This window comes from Celeribacter sp. ULVN23_4 (assembly GCF_054788345.1).
This window is the reverse complement of the sequence record NZ_JBTVYO010000007.1, coordinates 112,612-130,219: the sequence shown is the minus strand read 5'-3', so window position 1 is coordinate 130,219 and position 17,608 is coordinate 112,612. Positions and strand designations below refer to the sequence as shown.

Annotated in this window: 19 protein-coding genes; 9 read left to right on the top strand and 10 right to left on the bottom strand. The window is 59.0% G+C overall.

Annotated elements, in window-relative coordinates; all coding sequences use genetic code 11:
* The first annotated feature begins 45 nt into the window (after positions 1 to 45).
* From ACYBHZ_RS15160 to ACYBHZ_RS15150, 3 genes are all read left to right on the top strand, one after another.
* Positions 46 to 744 carry a glutathione S-transferase N-terminal domain-containing protein gene (locus tag ACYBHZ_RS15160; protein WP_460275118.1) on the top strand — a complete coding sequence of 233 codons (699 nt, stop codon included), beginning with the start codon at positions 46 to 48 and terminating at the stop codon, positions 742 to 744.
* A 66-nt stretch (positions 745 to 810) separates the two neighbouring features.
* On the top strand, positions 811 to 2,289 hold the full coding sequence (locus tag ACYBHZ_RS15155; protein ID WP_460275117.1) for an ArnT family glycosyltransferase: 1,479 nt from the start codon (positions 811 to 813) through the stop codon (positions 2,287 to 2,289).
* Entirely contained in the window at positions 2,286 to 3,779 is a 1,494-nt protein-coding gene (locus ACYBHZ_RS15150; protein WP_460275116.1) for an ArnT family glycosyltransferase, read from the top strand. Before ACYBHZ_RS15155 ends, ACYBHZ_RS15150 begins: the two co-directional genes overlap by 4 nt.
* Before the next feature lie 33 nt (positions 3,780 to 3,812).
* On the opposite strand, the gene pheT is transcribed toward ACYBHZ_RS15150, so the two are convergent.
* The 3 genes from pheT to pheS form a co-directional block, all read right to left on the bottom strand.
* Positions 3,813 to 6,206: a phenylalanine--tRNA ligase subunit beta gene (gene pheT, locus ACYBHZ_RS15145; protein ID WP_460275115.1), complete on the bottom strand. Its 2,394-nt coding sequence runs from the start codon at positions 6,204 to 6,206 to the stop codon at positions 3,813 to 3,815.
* Between the two features lie 80 nt (positions 6,207 to 6,286).
* Positions 6,287 to 6,814, bottom strand: a complete 528-nt coding sequence (locus ACYBHZ_RS15140; protein ID WP_460275114.1) for a DUF4760 domain-containing protein — start codon at positions 6,812 to 6,814, stop codon at positions 6,287 to 6,289.
* A gap of 198 nt (positions 6,815 to 7,012) precedes the next feature.
* The gene (pheS, locus tag ACYBHZ_RS15135; protein ID WP_460275113.1) at positions 7,013 to 8,083 is read right to left on the bottom strand and encodes a phenylalanine--tRNA ligase subunit alpha; all 1,071 of its coding nucleotides are present in this window, start codon (positions 8,081 to 8,083) and stop codon (positions 7,013 to 7,015) included.
* A 163-nt stretch (positions 8,084 to 8,246) separates the two neighbouring features.
* Here pheS and ACYBHZ_RS15130 point away from each other — a divergent pair, with 163 nt between their 5' ends.
* The gene (locus tag ACYBHZ_RS15130) at positions 8,247 to 9,314 is read left to right on the top strand and encodes a calcium-binding protein (RefSeq protein WP_460275112.1); all 1,068 of its coding nucleotides are present in this window, start codon (positions 8,247 to 8,249) and stop codon (positions 9,312 to 9,314) included.
* A gap of 90 nt (positions 9,315 to 9,404) precedes the next feature.
* Here the strand turns inward: ACYBHZ_RS15130 and rplT are convergent, their stop codons facing one another.
* The 4 genes from rplT to pyk form a co-directional block, all read right to left on the bottom strand.
* On the bottom strand, positions 9,405 to 9,767 hold the full coding sequence (rplT, locus tag ACYBHZ_RS15125; RefSeq protein ID WP_460275111.1) for a 50S ribosomal protein L20: 363 nt from the start codon (positions 9,765 to 9,767) through the stop codon (positions 9,405 to 9,407).
* Between the two features lie 16 nt (positions 9,768 to 9,783).
* Positions 9,784 to 9,984: a 50S ribosomal protein L35 gene (gene rpmI, locus ACYBHZ_RS15120; RefSeq protein ID WP_009572394.1), complete on the bottom strand. Its 201-nt coding sequence runs from the start codon at positions 9,982 to 9,984 to the stop codon at positions 9,784 to 9,786.
* 125 nt (positions 9,985 to 10,109) lie between these two features.
* Positions 10,110 to 10,334, bottom strand: coding sequence for a hypothetical protein (locus tag ACYBHZ_RS15115; protein ID WP_460275110.1), 225 nt, complete (start codon positions 10,332 to 10,334; stop codon positions 10,110 to 10,112).
* An 18-nt stretch (positions 10,335 to 10,352) separates the two neighbouring features.
* On the bottom strand, positions 10,353 to 11,801 hold the full coding sequence (gene pyk / locus ACYBHZ_RS15110; RefSeq protein ID WP_460275109.1) for a pyruvate kinase: 1,449 nt from the start codon (positions 11,799 to 11,801) through the stop codon (positions 10,353 to 10,355).
* 138 nt (positions 11,802 to 11,939) lie between these two features.
* Between pyk and ACYBHZ_RS15105 the strand changes: the two genes are divergently transcribed.
* Genes ACYBHZ_RS15105 through ACYBHZ_RS15085 form a run of 5 tightly spaced genes read left to right on the top strand, consistent with a single transcriptional unit; the run spans position 11,940 to position 14,405 of the window.
* Entirely contained in the window at positions 11,940 to 12,713 is a 774-nt protein-coding gene (locus ACYBHZ_RS15105) for an N-formylglutamate amidohydrolase (protein ID WP_460275108.1), read from the top strand.
* A gap of 3 nt (positions 12,714 to 12,716) precedes the next feature.
* Positions 12,717 to 13,061 carry a 5-carboxymethyl-2-hydroxymuconate Delta-isomerase gene (locus tag ACYBHZ_RS15100; protein ID WP_460275107.1) on the top strand — a complete coding sequence of 115 codons (345 nt, stop codon included), beginning with the start codon at positions 12,717 to 12,719 and terminating at the stop codon, positions 13,059 to 13,061.
* Between the two features lie 3 nt (positions 13,062 to 13,064).
* Complete coding sequence (locus ACYBHZ_RS15095; RefSeq protein ID WP_460275106.1) at positions 13,065 to 13,394, top strand: DUF1244 domain-containing protein; 330 nt, start codon at positions 13,065 to 13,067, stop codon at positions 13,392 to 13,394.
* Positions 13,391 to 14,020: a DUF5671 domain-containing protein gene (locus ACYBHZ_RS15090; RefSeq protein WP_460275105.1), complete on the top strand. Its 630-nt coding sequence runs from the start codon at positions 13,391 to 13,393 to the stop codon at positions 14,018 to 14,020. The genes ACYBHZ_RS15095 and ACYBHZ_RS15090 overlap by 4 nt, the downstream gene beginning before the upstream one ends.
* Positions 14,010 to 14,405 (top strand): hypothetical protein, encoded by a 396-nt coding sequence (locus tag ACYBHZ_RS15085; RefSeq protein ID WP_460275104.1) that lies wholly within the window; start codon positions 14,010 to 14,012, stop codon positions 14,403 to 14,405. The genes ACYBHZ_RS15090 and ACYBHZ_RS15085 overlap by 11 nt, the downstream gene beginning before the upstream one ends.
* A 72-nt stretch (positions 14,406 to 14,477) precedes the next feature.
* On the opposite strand, the gene ACYBHZ_RS15080 is transcribed toward ACYBHZ_RS15085, so the two are convergent.
* From ACYBHZ_RS15080 to dgcN, 3 genes are read right to left on the bottom strand one after another with little or no spacing between them, the layout of a single operon-like run.
* On the bottom strand, positions 14,478 to 15,338 hold the full coding sequence (locus tag ACYBHZ_RS15080; protein ID WP_460275103.1) for a D-amino-acid transaminase: 861 nt from the start codon (positions 15,336 to 15,338) through the stop codon (positions 14,478 to 14,480).
* A 20-nt stretch (positions 15,339 to 15,358) separates the two neighbouring features.
* Positions 15,359 to 16,327, bottom strand: coding sequence for an N-acetyl-D-Glu racemase DgcA (gene dgcA / locus ACYBHZ_RS15075; RefSeq protein ID WP_460275102.1), 969 nt, complete (start codon positions 16,325 to 16,327; stop codon positions 15,359 to 15,361).
* Positions 16,328 to 16,355: 28 nt separating this feature from the next.
* A complete protein-coding gene (gene dgcN, locus ACYBHZ_RS15070; protein WP_460275101.1) occupies positions 16,356 to 17,357 on the bottom strand; it encodes an N-acetyltransferase DgcN in 1,002 nt (333 codons plus the stop codon).
* Positions 17,358 to 17,608 lie beyond the last annotated feature (251 nt).

Genomic DNA, 17,608 nt, shown 5'->3' with positions numbered 1-17,608 from the left:
GACATAGGTTTGAGGCAATTCAATCCCTCAACGCATGGATATGTTATGGCTGTTCTCGACCACCCGATCACCGCACGCTGGCCCGCCCAGTCCCCTGAAAAGCTGCAACTCTATTCCTACCCGACCCCCAATGGCGTCAAAATCTCTGTCGCCCTCGAAGAGATGGGCATCGACTATGAGGCGCATCTTGTCACGCTCGCAGATGCCGATGTGAAAAGCCCCGAATTCCTGAGCCTCAACCCAAACAACAAGATCCCCGCGATCATCGATCCGAATGGCCCAGACGGGTCGCAGATCGAACTGTTCGAATCCGGCGCGATCCTGATCTATCTCGCCGAGAAATCCGGGAAGTTCCTCTCGAAAGACCCGAAAACCCGTTATGAAACGATCCAATGGCTGATGTTCCAAATGGGGGGCCTCGGCCCAATGTTCGGCCAGCTTGGGTTCTTCTACAAATTCGCTGGCGCGAAAATGGAAGATCCGACCCCGCGCGAGCGTTACATCAACGAATCCAAACGCCTGCTGAACGTGCTGGAACAACGTCTGGAAGGGCGCGACTGGATCATGGGCGACTATTCCATCGCCGACATGGCGATTGCTCCTTGGCTCAACGGCCTCGCCTTCTACGGCGCGCTTGAAGTCTTGAGCTATCACGATCTGAAAAACGTACCGGCATATGTTGCACGCTTCTACGCACGTCCGGCGGTCGAGAAGGCAAAAAACATGCCCCCGGTCCCCGCATAACGGCATGGACCCGGCCTGTGTCACCAGATAGCATAGCCCTAACCAAATTCTCAGGCAGAGCATGCGATGACACAGGCCATTCCCGGACAGCCCGGCTCATCTGATGCCGGCTCCGATGCCCGCATCACCCGATACTTTTTCCTCGCGATCACCGGCTACTACATCCTACAGATTGTCCAACGCCTATTGATGGGCGGCGGGCTTGAAGGCGATGACGGCGAGATGCTGATGATGACGCCCGGTTTGCAATGGGGCTACGGCCCGCAGCTTCCGTTCTACAACTGGCTGCAAGTGGGCGTCTTCGCGGTGTTCGGCAAAACGCTTTTCGGCATCACATTGCTCAAACATGTCATGCTCTGGGCGACCTTCGCCCTGCTCTTCGTCGGGCTTCGCGCATGGCTCCCCGCCAAACAGGCCGCTGTCGCGACACTGTCGATGTTCCTGATCCCCGACATCGCTTGGGAGGCAGAACGGATCACCACCCATTCCAATGCCATGCTTGCCGCCATTTCCGGCACGTTTGCCGCCTTCCTCTGGGTGGTCCGCACCGGGCGCTGGCGGGACTGGATCCTGCTCGGCCTTGCGGTCGGGATCGGCGGGATTTCCAAGTACAACTACTGGTCCATTCCCATCGCGCTGTTTCTGGTGGCGTTGACCTTCCCCGAAACGCGTCAGGCGATGCGCAGCCGCCGTGCCCTGATCGTGCCCGTGATCGCGGTGATTTTCTGCGTCGGTCCGTATGTTTGGATGCAGGAAAATGCCCGCCTCGCGATGGCCTCGGCGCATAAGTTCAAACTGGATCGCGGCCCGACCGAGCTTATCCCCCAAGGGGTCATCGAATATCTCGGCGGCCTTGTCGCACTGTTGCTGCTGCCGATGATCGTCGCGGGCCTCATGCATCTTTTCTCGCGCAAAGCGCCGCGGCCTGAAACCTCTGCCCCTTGGCTCGTGCCGCTGCTGCTCCGCATCGCGATTTTGAGCATGGGTGTCGGACTGGCCGTCGTTTGGATGTCCGGCGCGGGCAATGTCACCACACGCTGGCTGCTGCCCATCGTCATTCCCCTCGTCATCGCGATCTACATGGCGCTCGCGAACCGCGTGAGCCGCAAGGCGGTCATCGCTTTCAATTGCTCAGTGGCCCTGCTCGCCGTCGGTATCTTCGCGGGACTAGCGCATGACCGCTACAAGGATGGTGCGCGCCGCGATTACGACTTCGAAGGTCTGGCGCAGGCAATCGAAGCCATGGACCTGCCTTCTGATACGGTGGTCGTCAGCGGCTTCTACCTTGGCGGCAACCTCGCTTTGCTGCGGCCAGATTGGGAGTGGGACATCGCCTCGACACTTCCGACGGCGATGCGCGGCATAGAGACACCCCATGTCCTGATCGTCAGCCGCTATGACGAAGACCTGATCAAACGTGCCCAATTTGTCGGCTGGAGCGGCGCGGACAGCGCGACCTACGCTCCACGCGAAACCATAGACCTCCCGGCGAACCACAGCGATGCCTCGCTTCGGGTCTATTATCGTTTCGGACAAACCCAGTGAAGACCGCAGGACATGGCAACAGCGCGAGTAAGCCGGAGGTAACGCAGGACCGCCTCTTTCTAAGCGTGATTTTCGGCTACTTCGCGATCCAGACCCTCGTGCGCACGGTGCTCGGCGGATCGTTCGAAGTGGACGAGGCAGAGATGATGGCTCTGGCCCGCGACTTTCGCCTTGGCTACGGGCCACAGCTGCCCCTCTACAACTGGCTTCAGGCCGCCTCTTTCCATCTCTTCGGCTTCAACACCTTTGCGCTGACCGTCACGAAGAACGCTTTGCTTTGCCTGACCTATGCGGGCGTCTATCTCGGGCTGCGGCAGAAACTGCCCGTCCGACTGTCGCTCTTGGGCACGATGGGGCTTTTGCTGTTGCCGAACCTGTCATGGGAAGGACAACGGGCCGGGTCGCATTCCATTGCGATGTATGCTGCGATGGCGTGGTGCCTCTATGTCCTGATGCGCCTTTGGAAAGCGCCGCAGTTTTGGCATTGGATCGCGCTCGGCCTCATCCTCGGCGCGGGCGGATTGGCAAAATACAACTTCTGGCTTTTCCCCGTCTCGCTGTTCTTTGCCACATTCCTCCATCCACAGATGCGCGCCGCCCTGTGGCGCCGGGAACTCGCGATTACCCTCGCCATTGCGGCCGTTCTGGTGGCACTCCCCTATGCATGGGTGCTGTCTCACATCGATGAGGCGCTCGCCTCCACCAGCAAGTTCTACCACACGTCGCACAAATCCTCCCTGTCGCCTCGCGCTCAGGGCATCAGCGAGTTCTTCACGCAAGGCGGCGTGGCGATGCTTCTGCCCCTCCTGACGGCCCTGTTCGCTTGGCTACCCGCCCGCCGCGCGCTCAAAAGCGTCTCCGATGATCTGGGCATCGGTGCGTGGCTCATGATTGCGGGCGCATTTGGCCTTTTGCTGTCACTGGCTGGCGTCATCGTCTCCGGCAGTAGCGACGTGCAGGCCCGCTGGCTTCTTCCGGCCCTCATGCCGCTCTCCATCGGGCTTATGCTTCGCGCTGGCACTGCGATCTCTCCGCGTGCGGCGCGCAATGTCCTGCGGTTCTGCGCCCTGCTCGCCATCCTCCTGATCGCCGCCATGGCCGATATTCGGCTCCGTGGTGCGGGATCGGATTCCCTGCGCGTTGATCTCCTAGCGGACGAAATCGAAACACAATGCGGCACCGAAGCCCCCGTCGCGTTCGATGCGATGGGCTATTATTTCCTTGGCAACCTGAAATTCCACCGTCCCGACTGGATCACCCCTTCGACGCTTGCAAACCCCGAAGTGCCGGACGGGCTACCCTGTTTCGTGGTCGTGAACACGGATGAACCAAAGCGCGTCAGCGCTCTCATCGAGAAATATGGCCTCTCTGAGCGGGTTCTCGGCACGCCCGAGGTTCGGACCGCGACCCTGCCCTATCGTTTCGAAGACCCCGACGTCACCGAAGACGTGTCCTACATCATCGTGAAACTAAAAAACGGCGCCCAATAGGCGCCGTTTCTCAAATCTTCTCAAAGCCAGACCTTAGCCGCGGAGCACACCGCCGGTGGATTTTTCCACTTTGGCGATGATCTTTTGCGACAGCGCTTCGATGTCTTTCTCTTTCAGCGTCCCTTCGGTCGGCTGAATGCGCACGGTGATCGCCAGCGATTTTTTGTCCTCGCCCAGCGAGCCGCCGATGAACTCGTCAAAAATGCGCACATCTTCGATCAGCGCCTTGTCGGCACCACCCGCCGCGTTCACCACGTCGAGCGACCGCACGTCCTTGTCAACGACAAAGGCAAAGTCACGCTCGACGGCTTGCAGATCGTTGGTGAAGAACGCCGAACGTGCGATCTTGTTGCCCCGTGGCATCGGAGCCTCTTCCAGATAGACGGTAAAGGCCACAGCCGTGCCTTTGACGCCCATCTCTTTGAGAACCTTCGGGTGCAGCTCACCGAACTCGGCCAGAACCTTTTTCGGACCGAGGCAGATTTTGCCCGACCGGCCCGGATGGAACCACTTTGAGGCGTCGCGCAGAATTTGCGCTTTGGCGGGCGCGCCGATGGCGGCCAAAACGGCCTCCGCATCGGCTTTCGCGTCATAGAGATCGTAGACACGACGCTCGCCATGCACGTCCTTCGCCCCCGTCGCACCAACGCGCAGACCGGAGATTTGCGCGCGCTGCTCGCCCGGCTCGCCGCCGAAGAAGGCCGGGCCGCACTCGAACAGGTTCAGGTCAGAGAAGCCGCGCGCTTGGTTGCGCGTCGCCGCCGCCAGAAGACCGGGCAAAAGGTCCGGGCGCATGTGGCTCATCTCGGACGAGATCGGGTTTTCCAGACGCACCGCGTCCGAACCACCGCCGAACAACTCGGCGGATTTCTGGTCGATAAAGCTGTAGGTCACGCATTCATTGAACCCAAGCCCCGCCGCCTGATGGCGCGCTTTGCTTTCGCGCACCTGCATCGGGGTCAGGATTTGCTTGGCCACACCCGTCGGGCGTTTCATCGGCTTCGGTTCCAGATGGGTCAGGCTCTCGACACGGGCGACCTCTTCCACAAGATCGGCCTCGCCCAACACGTCCGGACGCCAGCTCGGCACCTGCGCCATATCGCCGTCCATGACAAAGCCAAGGCTCTCAAGGATCGCGACCTGACGCTCTGCCGGAATGGTCATGCCGACCAGCGACTGCACCCGATCGGTGTCGAGGTGATAGGCGCGAGACACATCCGGCACTTCACCGGCGACGACAACCTCAGAGGCCTCGCCCCCGCACAGCTCAAGGATCATCGCCGTTGCATCGTCAAGCGCCTGCAGGTTGTAGGCCGGGTCGATGCCGCGCTCATTCCGGTAGCGCGCATCCGAATTGATCTTCAGCGCACGACCACCTTTTGCGATGTCCAGCATGTTCCAGAACGCCGCCTCGACGAACACATCCGTGGTCTCATCGGAACAGCCGGTCTCTTCACCGCCCATGATGCCGCCGATGCTCTCGACCTTGCCACCAGAGAAGATGCACATCGCGCCTTCGGGCATTTTGTAGGTCTTCTCATCGAGCGCCAGCAACTCCTCGCCGCCTTTCGCGCGGTCGATCACCAGACCGTCTTTCACCGTCGCCGCATCGAACACGTGCAGCGGGCGGTTGCGGTCATAGGTGAAGAAGTTGGTGACATCGACCAGAATGGAAATCGGGCGCAGGCCAATCGCGGTCAGACGATCCTGCAACCATTTCGGCGAGGGGCCGTTTTTCACGCCTTTGATCAGACGACCGCCAAACACATGACAACCGTCTTTCGCGGCCTCCGTAATCTCCACCGAGATCGGGTTCGGGAATTTCGCCTCGACCGTTTCCACCTTGAGCGGTTTCAACGTGCCAAGACCCCGCGCCGCGAGATCGCGGGCGATGCCGTGGACACCAAGCGCATCCGGCCGGTTCGGGGTGATGGCGATCTCGATCACCGGATCGACCTTCGCCGGATCGTGCTTCGCCAGCCAGTCGGCGAACTCCATGCCGACCTCGCCGTCTTCCAGCTCGATGATGCCGTTGTGCTCGTCCGACAGCTCCAGCTCGCGCTCAGACGCCATCATGCCATGGCTCTCGACGCCGCGGATTTTGCCGACGGAAATGGTGATGTCGAGGCCGGGGATATACATGCCGGGTTTGGCCAAAACGGCGGTGATCCCCGCGCGGGCATTGGGCGCGCCACAGACGATCTGGGTCATGCCCTCATCAGATTCGACCTGACAGACCCGAAGCTTGTCGGCGTCGGGGTGCTGCACGGCCTCTTTGACCTTCACGAGCTTAAAGCCCTTAAGCTTGTCGCGCGGGTTCTCGACGCCTTCGACCTCAAGCCCGAGATCGGTCAGCGCGTAAAGGATGTCATCGAGGGAGGCCTCGGTTTCCAGATGCTCTTTGAGCCAGGAGAGTGTGAATTTCATAGCAGCACGTCCGTCTATAGCTTGGCTGCTTTCTACCTAAGGATCAACGAGGGTGAAACCGTCTTTTTAACGACACTTTCCTATCGCTTCTCCCATTTGACTGCCAACAGCTCAAAACGATCATAAAGACTTGGAACCTTATGTTTCTCTCTCAGAGAATTAATCGCATCCTTAGAAAGCTCATAATCTTTTAAAAGCGACGACCTAAACCATTTGAGGTAAAGGTCTTCGTCCAAAATATCTTCCTCAATGCCAATTGCAATCATCTCGTAGTCATTCAGAACACTTCTAATCGTCGCAATTTGAGGCGATGCAGCGTGATCTTCCGAAGTCCAAAACGCCAAGCCTGGCGGTGTATTTTTCAGAACATTAAATTCATTACGCGCCTTAAGGTAGTCAGAATCCCACTCATTGCGTGACAACAAGTCCAGAGTTGCCCTACGTCTGGCAATGCGCCGTTGTTCTTTTATGTTTGTTCGCGCGACAAAGAACGCAACAGTTGCAGAAATAAGTACGGCCCCAGCTGAAAACAGGGGGCCGTACTTACTGATAAAAGTTTGAGGATGTGACACCTCCTGAAGCAGGAGTGTCAGAGTCTCATTATCCACCCCAACCCTCACGAGCAGGCGCAAAAATGACGAATAGCTTCATGGCATTCCCCTTTTTATGTTGAAAATCATACTGTTGGCATGAATTTCTTTGTGTTGCTTACAGTAAATATGTGTCTTTTACCCCTTTAGGTCAAGACAATACACATCAAGCGTACTGGCGAAATTGTTATCAAACCTTTAACTACGCATCCTTTTTCACCCGTGAATCCCCCCCGCCAGCGTCGGCGTGCCAAGCGCACTAAACCCATAGTGACGCAGCCAGCGCAGGTCAGAGTCAAAGAAGGCCCTCAAATCCGGGATGCCGTATTTCAGCATTGCCAGACGGTCGATCCCCATGCCAAAAGCAAAGCCTTGCCACTCTTTCGGGTCGATGCCGCCGGCGGTCAGGACTTTGGGGTGCATCATGCCGGAGCCCAGGACTTCGAGCCAATCGTCGCCTTCGCCCACGGTCACGGTGCCGTTTTCCCATTTGCACTGCACGTCCACCTCGGCGGAGGGTTCCGTGAAGGGAAAATGCGAGGCGCGGAAGCGGGTTTTGACCTTGGTGCCGAAAAACGCGGTGTAGAACTCTTCGAGCACCCATTTCAGGTTCGCCATGGAGATGTCTTTGTCGATGGCCATGCCTTCGACCTGGTGGAACATCGGCGTGTGGGTCTGGTCGTAGTCGGAACGGTACACACGGCCCGGCGCGATGATGCGGATCGGTGCGCCTTGGGCAATCATCGAGCGGATTTGCACCGGCGAGGTGTGGGTGCGCAGCACGTTCGGCGCACGTTCGTCGCCCTCGGCGCGGTGCATGTAGAAGGTGTCATGCTCTTGGCGCGCCGGGTGGTTCGGCGCGATGTTGAGCGCGTCGAAGTTGTGGAAATCGTCTTCGATCTGCGGGCCTTCGGCCACGGCAAACCCGAGATCGGCGAAGATCGCGTAAATCTCTTCGGAGACGCGGGAGATCGGGTGAATAGTCCCTTGCGGACGCTGACGGCCCGGAAGGGTCACATCGAGCCATTCTTCGGCGAGGCGCGCATCCAAAGCGGCGTCTTCCAGAGCGACCTTTTTGGCGGCCAGCGCGGAGTTGATCTCGTCCTTCAAGGCATTGAGTTTCGGCCCCATGACCTGACGCTCTTCCGGGCTCATCTTGCCCAGTTCACGCATCTTGAGCGCCACTTCGCCCTTTTTGCCAACCGCTTGCAGACGAATGTCTTCCAGCGTCGCCTCGTCCCCAGCCTGCAAGATCGCGGTGAGGTATTTGTTCTTCAGATCGTCCATCGTCCGGCCTTTGCGAAAATCTCTTGGCCCCGGACTTATCGCGAGTCCTTCCGTGAGACAAGCCACGTGGGAAAAACGGCAAAAATGTGGCGCAAAAAGCTGGTGTTTTGAGAAGGCACCGGTACGATCTTTGTATTGTTTTGTATGATTTTGGGGGCAAACGATGCTTGGGATAATTTTGCTGTCGACCGCCAGCTGGGTTGCGATCGGATCACTGACCGGGCTGATCGACTGGTCGGATGACGAAAAGGTTCAGGACGACATCGATGAGGCAGGGATTGAGGACAATCTCGACACGCTCGATGACACGGAGATCGTCGCATTGGAAACCGCCTTTGAGGATGACCCTGTGCTGGCCCAGGGTACGGTTGAGAATGAAGAAGACCTTCTCGTCCCCTATGAGGACACAGACTGGTCCTATAACGAAGGCACAGAGGGCGACGACTTCATCGCGATGCCGGACGATTTGGAAGCAGGCGAATCCGATATGGTATCCGGGAATGGGGGCGATGACGTGATCCTCGGCTCCGATGGTGAAGCTTGGGATGTGCTGTTCGGTGACGAGGGCGATGACACGATTTTCGGGCGTGGCGGTTTTGACCAGATTTTCGGCGATGACGGCGACGACACGCTGTCGGGCGGCGAAGGCGGCGATTTGATCGTCGCGGGCGACGGATCAGACGTGGTCTATGGCGGCGCGGGCGACGACAATATTTTCGACGGCAATTATATTCTGGATGACGCTGACGAGACCGGCAACGATGTGATCAGCGCTGGCGACGGAGACGATGGCATTCTGCTTGAGGACGGGATCAACCTTGTGTCTCTGGGGGAGGGCGAAGACAATCTTATGCTCTACGGCGAGAGTGGCGAAAGCGTTGCCGCCGTTGTCACCGATTTCGATCCGGAGGAAGATGGGCTTCTGCTCGGCGTGTACGCCCCGGATTACGAGATGCCCGAGGATGTGAGCGGCATTGAACTTGAGTATAGCGCAACAGAGATTGAAACCTCTCTGGGCATGGGCACTTTGATCCAGCCGGTGGTGGACGAGGACATGGCCACAGAACTCGGAGAGGACATCACCTCAACCTATGTTTTCCTGCTGGGTGTGACGCTCGAAGACTTGGAGGGATCAGACATCCGTGTCGTGCTGCAAAGCGATGACAGCACGCGCTTTGGCACAGGCAGCATTTGGAATGTCTCTGATGAAATGGGCGCAACTTGGCTTTGACCAGAGCGTGATCGACCAAGATCGGCACAGACCGAGCAACAAAAAAGGCCGCCCCAAAAGGCGGCCTTTTCGAATTCCAAAGCTTGGCGATTAAGCCAGAGCAGCCTTCGCCTTTTCGACGATGGCACCAAACGCTTCCGGCTCGTTGATGGCGAGGTCGGAGAGAACCTTACGGTCCACTTCGATACCAGCCAGCGCGAGGCCGTTGATGAATTTGGAGTAGGTCAGCGCTTCGTCATGCGAACGCACGGCAGCGTTGATACGCTGGATCCACAGGGCGCGGAAGTTACGCTTGCGGGCCTTACGGTCGCGGGTCGCGTACTGGTTCGCCTTGTCGACAGCCTGAGTTGCGGTGCGGAAGTTCCGGGAACGGGCGCCGTAGTAACCTTTGGCGGCCTTCAGAACTTTCTTGTGACGGGCGTGGGTAACGGTACCACCTTTGGTGCGGGACATGTGTCTCTCTCCCCTATTAGCGGTTGTACGGCATGTAGGACTTCACGATCTTCGCATCGGGTGCGGAGAGCGTGGTCGTGCCACGTGCGTCACGGATAAATTTCGTGGTGCGTTTGATCATGCCGTGGCGTTTGCCGGCCTGACCCGCTTTGACCTTGCCAGTGGCGGTCATTTTGAAGCGCTTCTTGGCGCTCGACTTCGTCTTCATCTTAGGCATTTCCATCTCCTTTATGGGGTGGTTATCAACGCGACTCGGCATGCCATACCGCCGGACGCGTCCCATGAAGGGCTGCCATTACAGCCGATGTGGCCGCTTTGCAAGTGTTGTGATGTGGGTTCCCCCTAAAAAAACCGCCCAAGCACACGGATGACTGCGTCCGGGAGATCGGCAAAGCTATAGCCGCCGGGATTGAGCACCAGCGCCAGAACCACCATCCCCCCGCCGATCACTGCCAGAAGGGCGGCGAGACGGGGGAACCGCTCTTCCGAATAGGCGCTGATCGCCATGGGCAGGGCCAGACAGCAGAACAGCGACCCCAAAACAAGAAGAAGATCGGTGTCGTCCATCTCGCCCCACCCGCCAGCTTATTCCGGGTCGGTGTTGAAGATCAGACGCTCTTCACAGGGCGCGACCCGCAGAATGTTCGTGGAGCCCGGCTGGTTGAACGGGATGCCCGCAATCACCACGATCTTGTCCGCTTCGGTCGCGAAACCAGAGGTGCGCGCGGCGCGGGCCGCATTGACCACGGCCATCTTGAAGCGCTCGACCTCACCGGTCATCACACAATGCATGCCCCAATAGAGACAAAGCTTGCGCGCGGTGTTGCGGCGCGACGTCATGGCGATGATCGGCACATGCGGACGTTCGCGTGCGGTGAGCGCAGCGGTGGTGCCGCTCTCGGAATAGCACACGACCGCTTTGACATCGGTGGTTTCCGCGATCTCACGGGCGGCTGACACGATAGCGTCCGCCACGGTTTCCTTGCTGATGCCGGAGCGCGAGGCGTCGAGCACATCGCGGTAGACCGTATCGTTTTCCACTTCGATCGCCACGTTGTTCATCGTGGTCACGGCCTCGATCGGGTAGTTGCCCGCCGCAGATTCGGCCGACAGCATGATGGCGTCGGCACCCTCGTAAATGGCGGTCGCCACGTCGGACACTTCGGCGCGGGTCGGCATCGGGCTTTCGATCATGCTCTCAAGCATCTGGGTCGCCACGATCACCGGCTTGGCAGCCGCACGGCAGCGACGCGTCAGGCGTTTCTGGATCGGCGGCACAGCCTGTACCGGCAGTTCGACGCCCAGATCGCCACGGGCAACCATGATGCCGTCGGACACGGCGAGAATCTCTTCGAACGCATCCACAGCGGAAGGCTTCTCGATCTTCGCCAGAACGGAGGCGCGACCTTTCACAAGCTCCTTGGCTTCCAGCATGTCTTCCGGGCGCTGCACAAAAGACAGAGCCACCCAGTCCACACCGAGCTCACAGACGAACTCAAGATCCTTGCGATCTTTCGGAGACAGTGCGGCCAGCGGCAGCACCACATCCGGCACGTTCACACCCTTGCGGTTGGAAATCGTGCCGCCGACGATGACGACGCAATTGGCGTAATCCTCGCCACAGTCTTCCACCTGGAGGCGGATTTTGCCGTCATTGACCAGAAGCGACGCGCCCGGTTTCAGGGCAGCGAAAATCTCGGGGTGCGGCAGCTGTACCCGGTCGCCATTGCCCGGCGCATCGTCGAGATCGAGGCGGAACTTGTCGCCCTCTTCGAGATCATGCGCCTCGTGGGCGAATTTTCCGACCCGCAATTTCGGCCCCTGCAAATCGGCGAGAATCGCGATCGGGCGGCCAAGATCGGTTTCGATCTTGCGGATGATGGAGTGGCGGGCACGGATTTCCTCGTGATCGCCATGGCTCATGTTCAAACGGAACACATCGGCGCCTGCCTCGGACAGAGCGCGAATAGTGTCGTAATCATTGGAGGACGGGCCCAAAGTGGCCACGATTTTTACATTCCGAAGGCGTCTCATAACGGCCTGATGTCCTTTCGGTCTTTTGATGTTTTACGGTGGGCCACCTTTTCTATGACGCAAAGAAGGCTTCGGCACAACTGGCCCTGCCCGCTCAAAGCGCGTATTGGAGCCATGACAGCAAAAGGTGACGCGAAAATGACCGACAAGGCCCCTTTTCACATCGAAGGCAGCGACCGACCGGGACGCTGGCTCATCACATGTGACCATGCCACGAACCGGGTTCCTCCGGAGATCGGTCCCGATCTCGGCATCAGCGCAGAAGATATGGCGCGCCATATCGCCTATGACGTCGGAGCGCTGGGGGTCAGCCGTGAATTGGGGCGCCTTCTCGATAGTCCGATGATTCACACGGATTTTTCGCGCCTCGTGATCGACCCGAACCGTGGCGAAGATGACCCGACGCTGGTGATGAAACTCTACGACGGAACGATCATTCCGCAGAACCGGCACGCCGATGCCGCAGAGGTAGAGCGTCGCCTCGCCCTGTTCCACCGCCCCTATCACGACGCCTATGCCGCTCTCTGCGCACGGCGGGACGATGTGGCAATCTGCGCCATGCACAGCTTTACCCCGCAACTGAAAAACCGCCCGCGCCGGCCGTGGCAAATCGGCATTCTCTCCGCCTATGACAAACGCCTGACCGATCCGTTCATCAAAGCGCTCGAATCCTCTGCCGCCCTCAAAGCCGAGGCCGAGAAGATCGGTGAGCGCCTCGTGATCGGCGACAATGAACCTTATGACGGCCACCTGCCCGGCGATGCCATCGACCACCACGCCCTGCATCATGGCCGCCTCAACCTGCTGATCGAAATCCGCTCCGATCTGATCGAAACGCCGGAGCAGCAAGCCCATTGGGCACAGCTCCTTGCCCCCATTCTTCAAGACACACTGACAAAGACAGGATTGTAACCCATGCCCCATGTCGTCATCGACTTCGCCGAAGGTCTCGAACAGAGCCATGATATGTCGCAGCTTTGCGAAACCGTGTTCGAAAGCCTGATTTTGGACGTTGAGATCAACGCCCCCGCCCTCAAGGTCCGCGCCCGCCCGCAGCCGTTTTTCAAGATCGGCACCGCGCCAGCGACCTTTGCCCATGCCACGCTCTATCTGCTCGAAGGCCGGGAAGACGAGACAAAAGCGCGCTTGTCCGATATCGTTCTCAAAGCGATGGATCAGATCATGCCGACGGTCGGCAGCCTGTCCGTCGATGTGCGAGACATGAACAAGACGGCCTATGCCAAACGCGTGAAAGGGTGAGACATGCAGGAGATTGACGCAAAGACCATGACGGAGATCGAGGCCGCCGCCTTTCGGACCCTGCGCGATCACCTAATGAACAAACGCCCCGATGTGCAGAACATCGACATGATGAACCTCGCGGGCTTTTGCCGCAATTGCCTGTCCCGCTGGGTTCAGGAAGCGGCAAATGAGCGCGGCATCGAGATGTCAAAGGAAGAGGCCCGCGAGCTTTACTACGGCATGCCCTATGACGACTGGAAATCGCAAAACCAGACCGAGGCCGACGCGGGCAAACAGAAGGCTTTCGAAAAAGCCTTCGCCGAGAATGTCGGCACGGAGGGGCAAAAATGAAGCCCACCGATCAGCTCGCACACTTCGTCCGCGACGCCCTGATCGCAGGCCGCAGTCGCGAAGACATCGCGAGCGCGCTTTCAGAGGCGGGCTGGGCCCGAACCGAGGTCGAAGACGCGCTTGCGACATGGGCCGACAGCTCGTTTTCCCCGCCGATCCCCCGCCCGCGCCCGTATGTTTCCGCGAAAGAGGCGTTTTTCTACGCGCTGATGTTCGTGGCACTTGGCATGACCGCGTGGCACATCGTCGATCTTGGATTTGATCTCATCCAACGCTGGTTCTCAGATTCGGAGCGCGCCTATTGGGGAAGCCGCTCGATCCGCTGGTCGATCTCTGCGCTCATCGTCTTCTTCCCTCTGTTCATGATCATGCAACGTGCAGAGGCCCGCAGCCTTGCGCGCGATCCAAGCCGGAAACGCTCCGCCGTGCGCAAATGGTTCGGCTATATCGCCCTCTTCTTCGCTTCGATCGCCCTTCTGGGGGATATTCTTGGCGCGATCTATGCACTGTTGAACGGCGATCTGACCACGCAATTCATCGCGGAACTGGCCCTAGTCGCCGCCGTCTCCGGCACGGTGTTCGGCTATTTCCATGCCGCCATGAAGGATGCCGAGGATGACGGATAAGCTCTGGCCACAACTGGCACTTGGCCTGCTCGCCGTCGGCGGGATTGTCGTTGGCTTGCTCGTTGTCGGCGGCCCGGAAACGGCCCGCATGGAAAAGCGTGACGCCCTGAGATTGCGCGAGTTGCAGGATTTGAATCATCACGTCATCTGTCTCGCCAGAGCGCAGGGGAACGACAGCCTTCCCGAAAGTCTGGACGCGACAAAGCTCTGCCCCACCCCGCTCCGCGACGACGCTTTGCTTTTGAGCGAAGGCTATGTCTATGAGCCGCTGGACGAGAGCAACTTCCAGCTTTGCGCCACCTTCGAGGATATCGACAGATTGCGCGATCAGGTCGCGCGCATGGCGGTTGATGCAAAAGGCTGCGTCCACGGCAAGATCAACTGATCACTAGGACAATCGCCACAACAAAAAAGGCCCGCTTTTCAGCGGGCCTTTCGCATACCAATGTCACGCGCCTCACTCAGCGAGTTTCATCGCCTCTTCGAGGTAAATCTCACGCAGGCGCTTGGAGACCGGACCCGGCGTGCCGTCGCCCAGCGTCGCGCCGTCGATCTCTACGATCGGTTGCACGAAAGCGGTCGCGGAGGTGGAGAAAGCCTCATCGGCGCTCTGTGCTTCCTCGATGGTGAAGAGACGCTCTTCGATCTGCATCTGGGCCTCGGCGGCAAAGCGCAGAACGGCTGCACGGGTGATGCCAGCGAGCAGTTTGTTCGACAGTTGACGGGTGATGATCTTGCCGTCCTTGACGATATAGGCGTTGTTCGAGCTGCCTTCGGTCACATAGCCGTCTTCCACGAACCATGCGTCATCGCAGCCGACCTTGTGAGCGGCCATTTTCGCCATGGAAGCGCCAAGCAGCTGCACGGTTTTGATGTCGCGGCGGGCCCAACGCATTTCCTCGATGGAAATGACTTTATAGCCCTTGTCGGCAGAGGCGGAGCTGCGCAGTTGCTTCTTCTGGGTGAAGAGCACCAGAGTCGGTTTCACCTTCTCCGGATCCGGGTAGTCGAACGCCCGGTCGTCATCGGCGCCGCGGGAGATTTGCAGGTACACGCCACCTTCGTCGATGTCGTTCACTTCGACGAGTTTGCGGTGGATGTCGCGCAGCTCATCCATCGTCACCGGAGAGGCCATGTCGAGCTCTTTCAGCGAGCGTTCGAGACGATTCTTGTGGCCTTCGAAATCGATCAGCTTGCCATCGAGCACCGAGGTCACCTCATAGACGGCATCGCCCATCAGGAACCCGCGGTCGAAAATCGACACTTTGGCTTCGGTTTCCGGCAGGTATTCGCCGTTCACATAGACGGTGCGGGTCATTTCATTCTCCTTAAATGACATCAGCCCCAGAGGGCGCGCGCCGGCGGGTGCACCCCGTCTGCGTCGTATTTCAAAGGTTCGGCACGGTCTTCTGCCAAAAGCAAAGGTCCGTCAAGGTCCACCACGCGCGCGCCCTGCGCGACCAAGGTCGCCGGAGCCATGGCGAGCGAGGTGCCGACCATACAGCCAACCATGATGCCATAGCCTTCAGCTCGCGCGGCCTTGCGCAGTTCAATGGCCTCGGTGAGCCCGCCGGTTTTGTCGAGCTTGATGTTGATCACATCATATTTACCCTTGAGATCCGGCAGGCTCGCCCGGTCGTGACAGGATTCATCGGCGCAGACCGGAAGGGGTCTCTCAATCTCCGCCAGCATGTCGTCCTGCCCGGCAGGCAAGGGTTGTTCCACGAGTTTCACGCCAAGACGCACAAGATGCGGGGCGAGATCGGCATAGACCTCCGCCGTCCAGCCTTCATTCGCGTCAACGATGATATCGGACTTCGGCGCGCCACGACGCACCGCTTCGAGCCGCGCCATATCGTCGGCGGTGCCGAGTTTGATTTTGAGCAACGGGCGATGCGCATGTTTGGCCGCCGATGCTTGCATCTCTTCCGGGGAGGCCAGAGACAGCGTGTAGGCGGTGACCATCGGGATCGGGGCAGGCAGCTCCATCATTTCCCAGACCCGTTTCCCGCTCCGTTTGGCCTCAAGATCCCAAAGCGCACAGTCCACCGCATTGCGCGCCGCACCCGGCTCAAGAGCCTCTTGCAGCGTCGCACGCGTGATGTCTTCAGGGAGGGCCTCAATCTGCGCCGTCACACTGTCGAGGCTTTCGCCGTAGCGTGCGTAAGGCACGCACTCGCCCCAGCCTTCGACAGCCCCGTCAGTGGCGCGCACCGTGACCACTTTGGCCTCCGTGCGCGATCCGCGGGAAATGGTGAAGACTTCCGCGAGACGAAAGCTTTCTTGTGTGACGGTCAATTTGGTCATGAGGCCCTCCGAATGCTCGTTGCCGATCTTAAAGCGCGGCCAGAGCGTCGGCCAGACGATCAGCCCCCTGACGGAACGGATCGATCGTCGGCAGACCCATTTCTTCCTCGACCTGAGCGAGATAGGCCAGAGCCTCCTCTTCGGACAGGTGCTGGGTGTTGATCGAAATACCAACGACCTTACACTCCGGGTTCGCCACTTTCGCAAGGTTCAGAGCGGTATCACGGAGCGCTTCGAGCGACGGAAGTGTGAACCCCGGCAGACCGCGCATATGTTCGCGGGTCGGTTCGTGGCAAAGCACCAGAGCGTCCGGCTGACCGCCGTGCACCAGCGCCATGGTCACGCCGGAATAGGACACGTGGAACAGGCTGCCCTGACCTTCGATCAGATCCCAGTGATCCGGCTCGTTGTCCGGGGTGAGGTATTCGATGGACCCCGCCATAAAGTCAGCGATCACGGCATCGAGCGGCACGCCGCCACCGGTGATCAGGATGCCGGTTTGGCCTGTGGCGCGGAAGGTGGATTTCATGCCTTTAGCACGCATGGATTTGTCCATGGCCAGCGCGGTGTACATTTTGCCCACGGAGCAATCGGTGCCAACGGCGAGGCACCGTTTACCGGTGCGTTTCACACCGTTTGCGATCGGATATTTGACGGACGGAATACGCACGTCATGCAGCGTCCGGCCAAAGGTCTTGGCGACGGCGACGAGGTCTTCTTCTTCGCGCAGAAGGTTGTGCAGGCCGGAGGCAATGTCGAAGCCAGCTTCAAGCGCGTCGATCAGGACTTTTTTCCAAGCCGGGGAGATCACACCACCACGGTTGGCAACGCCGATCACCAACGTCTTGGCGCCAGCGGCTTTAGCGGTTTCCAGATCCATGTCCGGCAGTTTCATGTCGGCTTTACAGCCGGCCATACGAAGCTGACCCATGGCGAATTCAGGACGCCAGTCCTTGATGCCTTGCGCCACTTTCGCAGCGAGTTGGTCAGGGGCGTCGCCCAGGAAGAGAAGATACGGTGTTTCGATCATGATGCAGCACTCCGGTTGCGTTTGACCCAGAGTGACCGAGATTCGCTGCAAAGTGCTTCGGAAATTGCGTCAGGGAAGCTGACAGAACGGGAAAATATCCCGAATATAATGCAAAACATGGGACATAAATTGCTGTGATTATGAAACAAGCAGTTTGAAAACTCAATTTGACGGCATCATTCGGGATATGCCGCAGACGCAAAATCACCCTTGCGAATGAGAAAGCAAGATAATAACAATGCATGCGATAT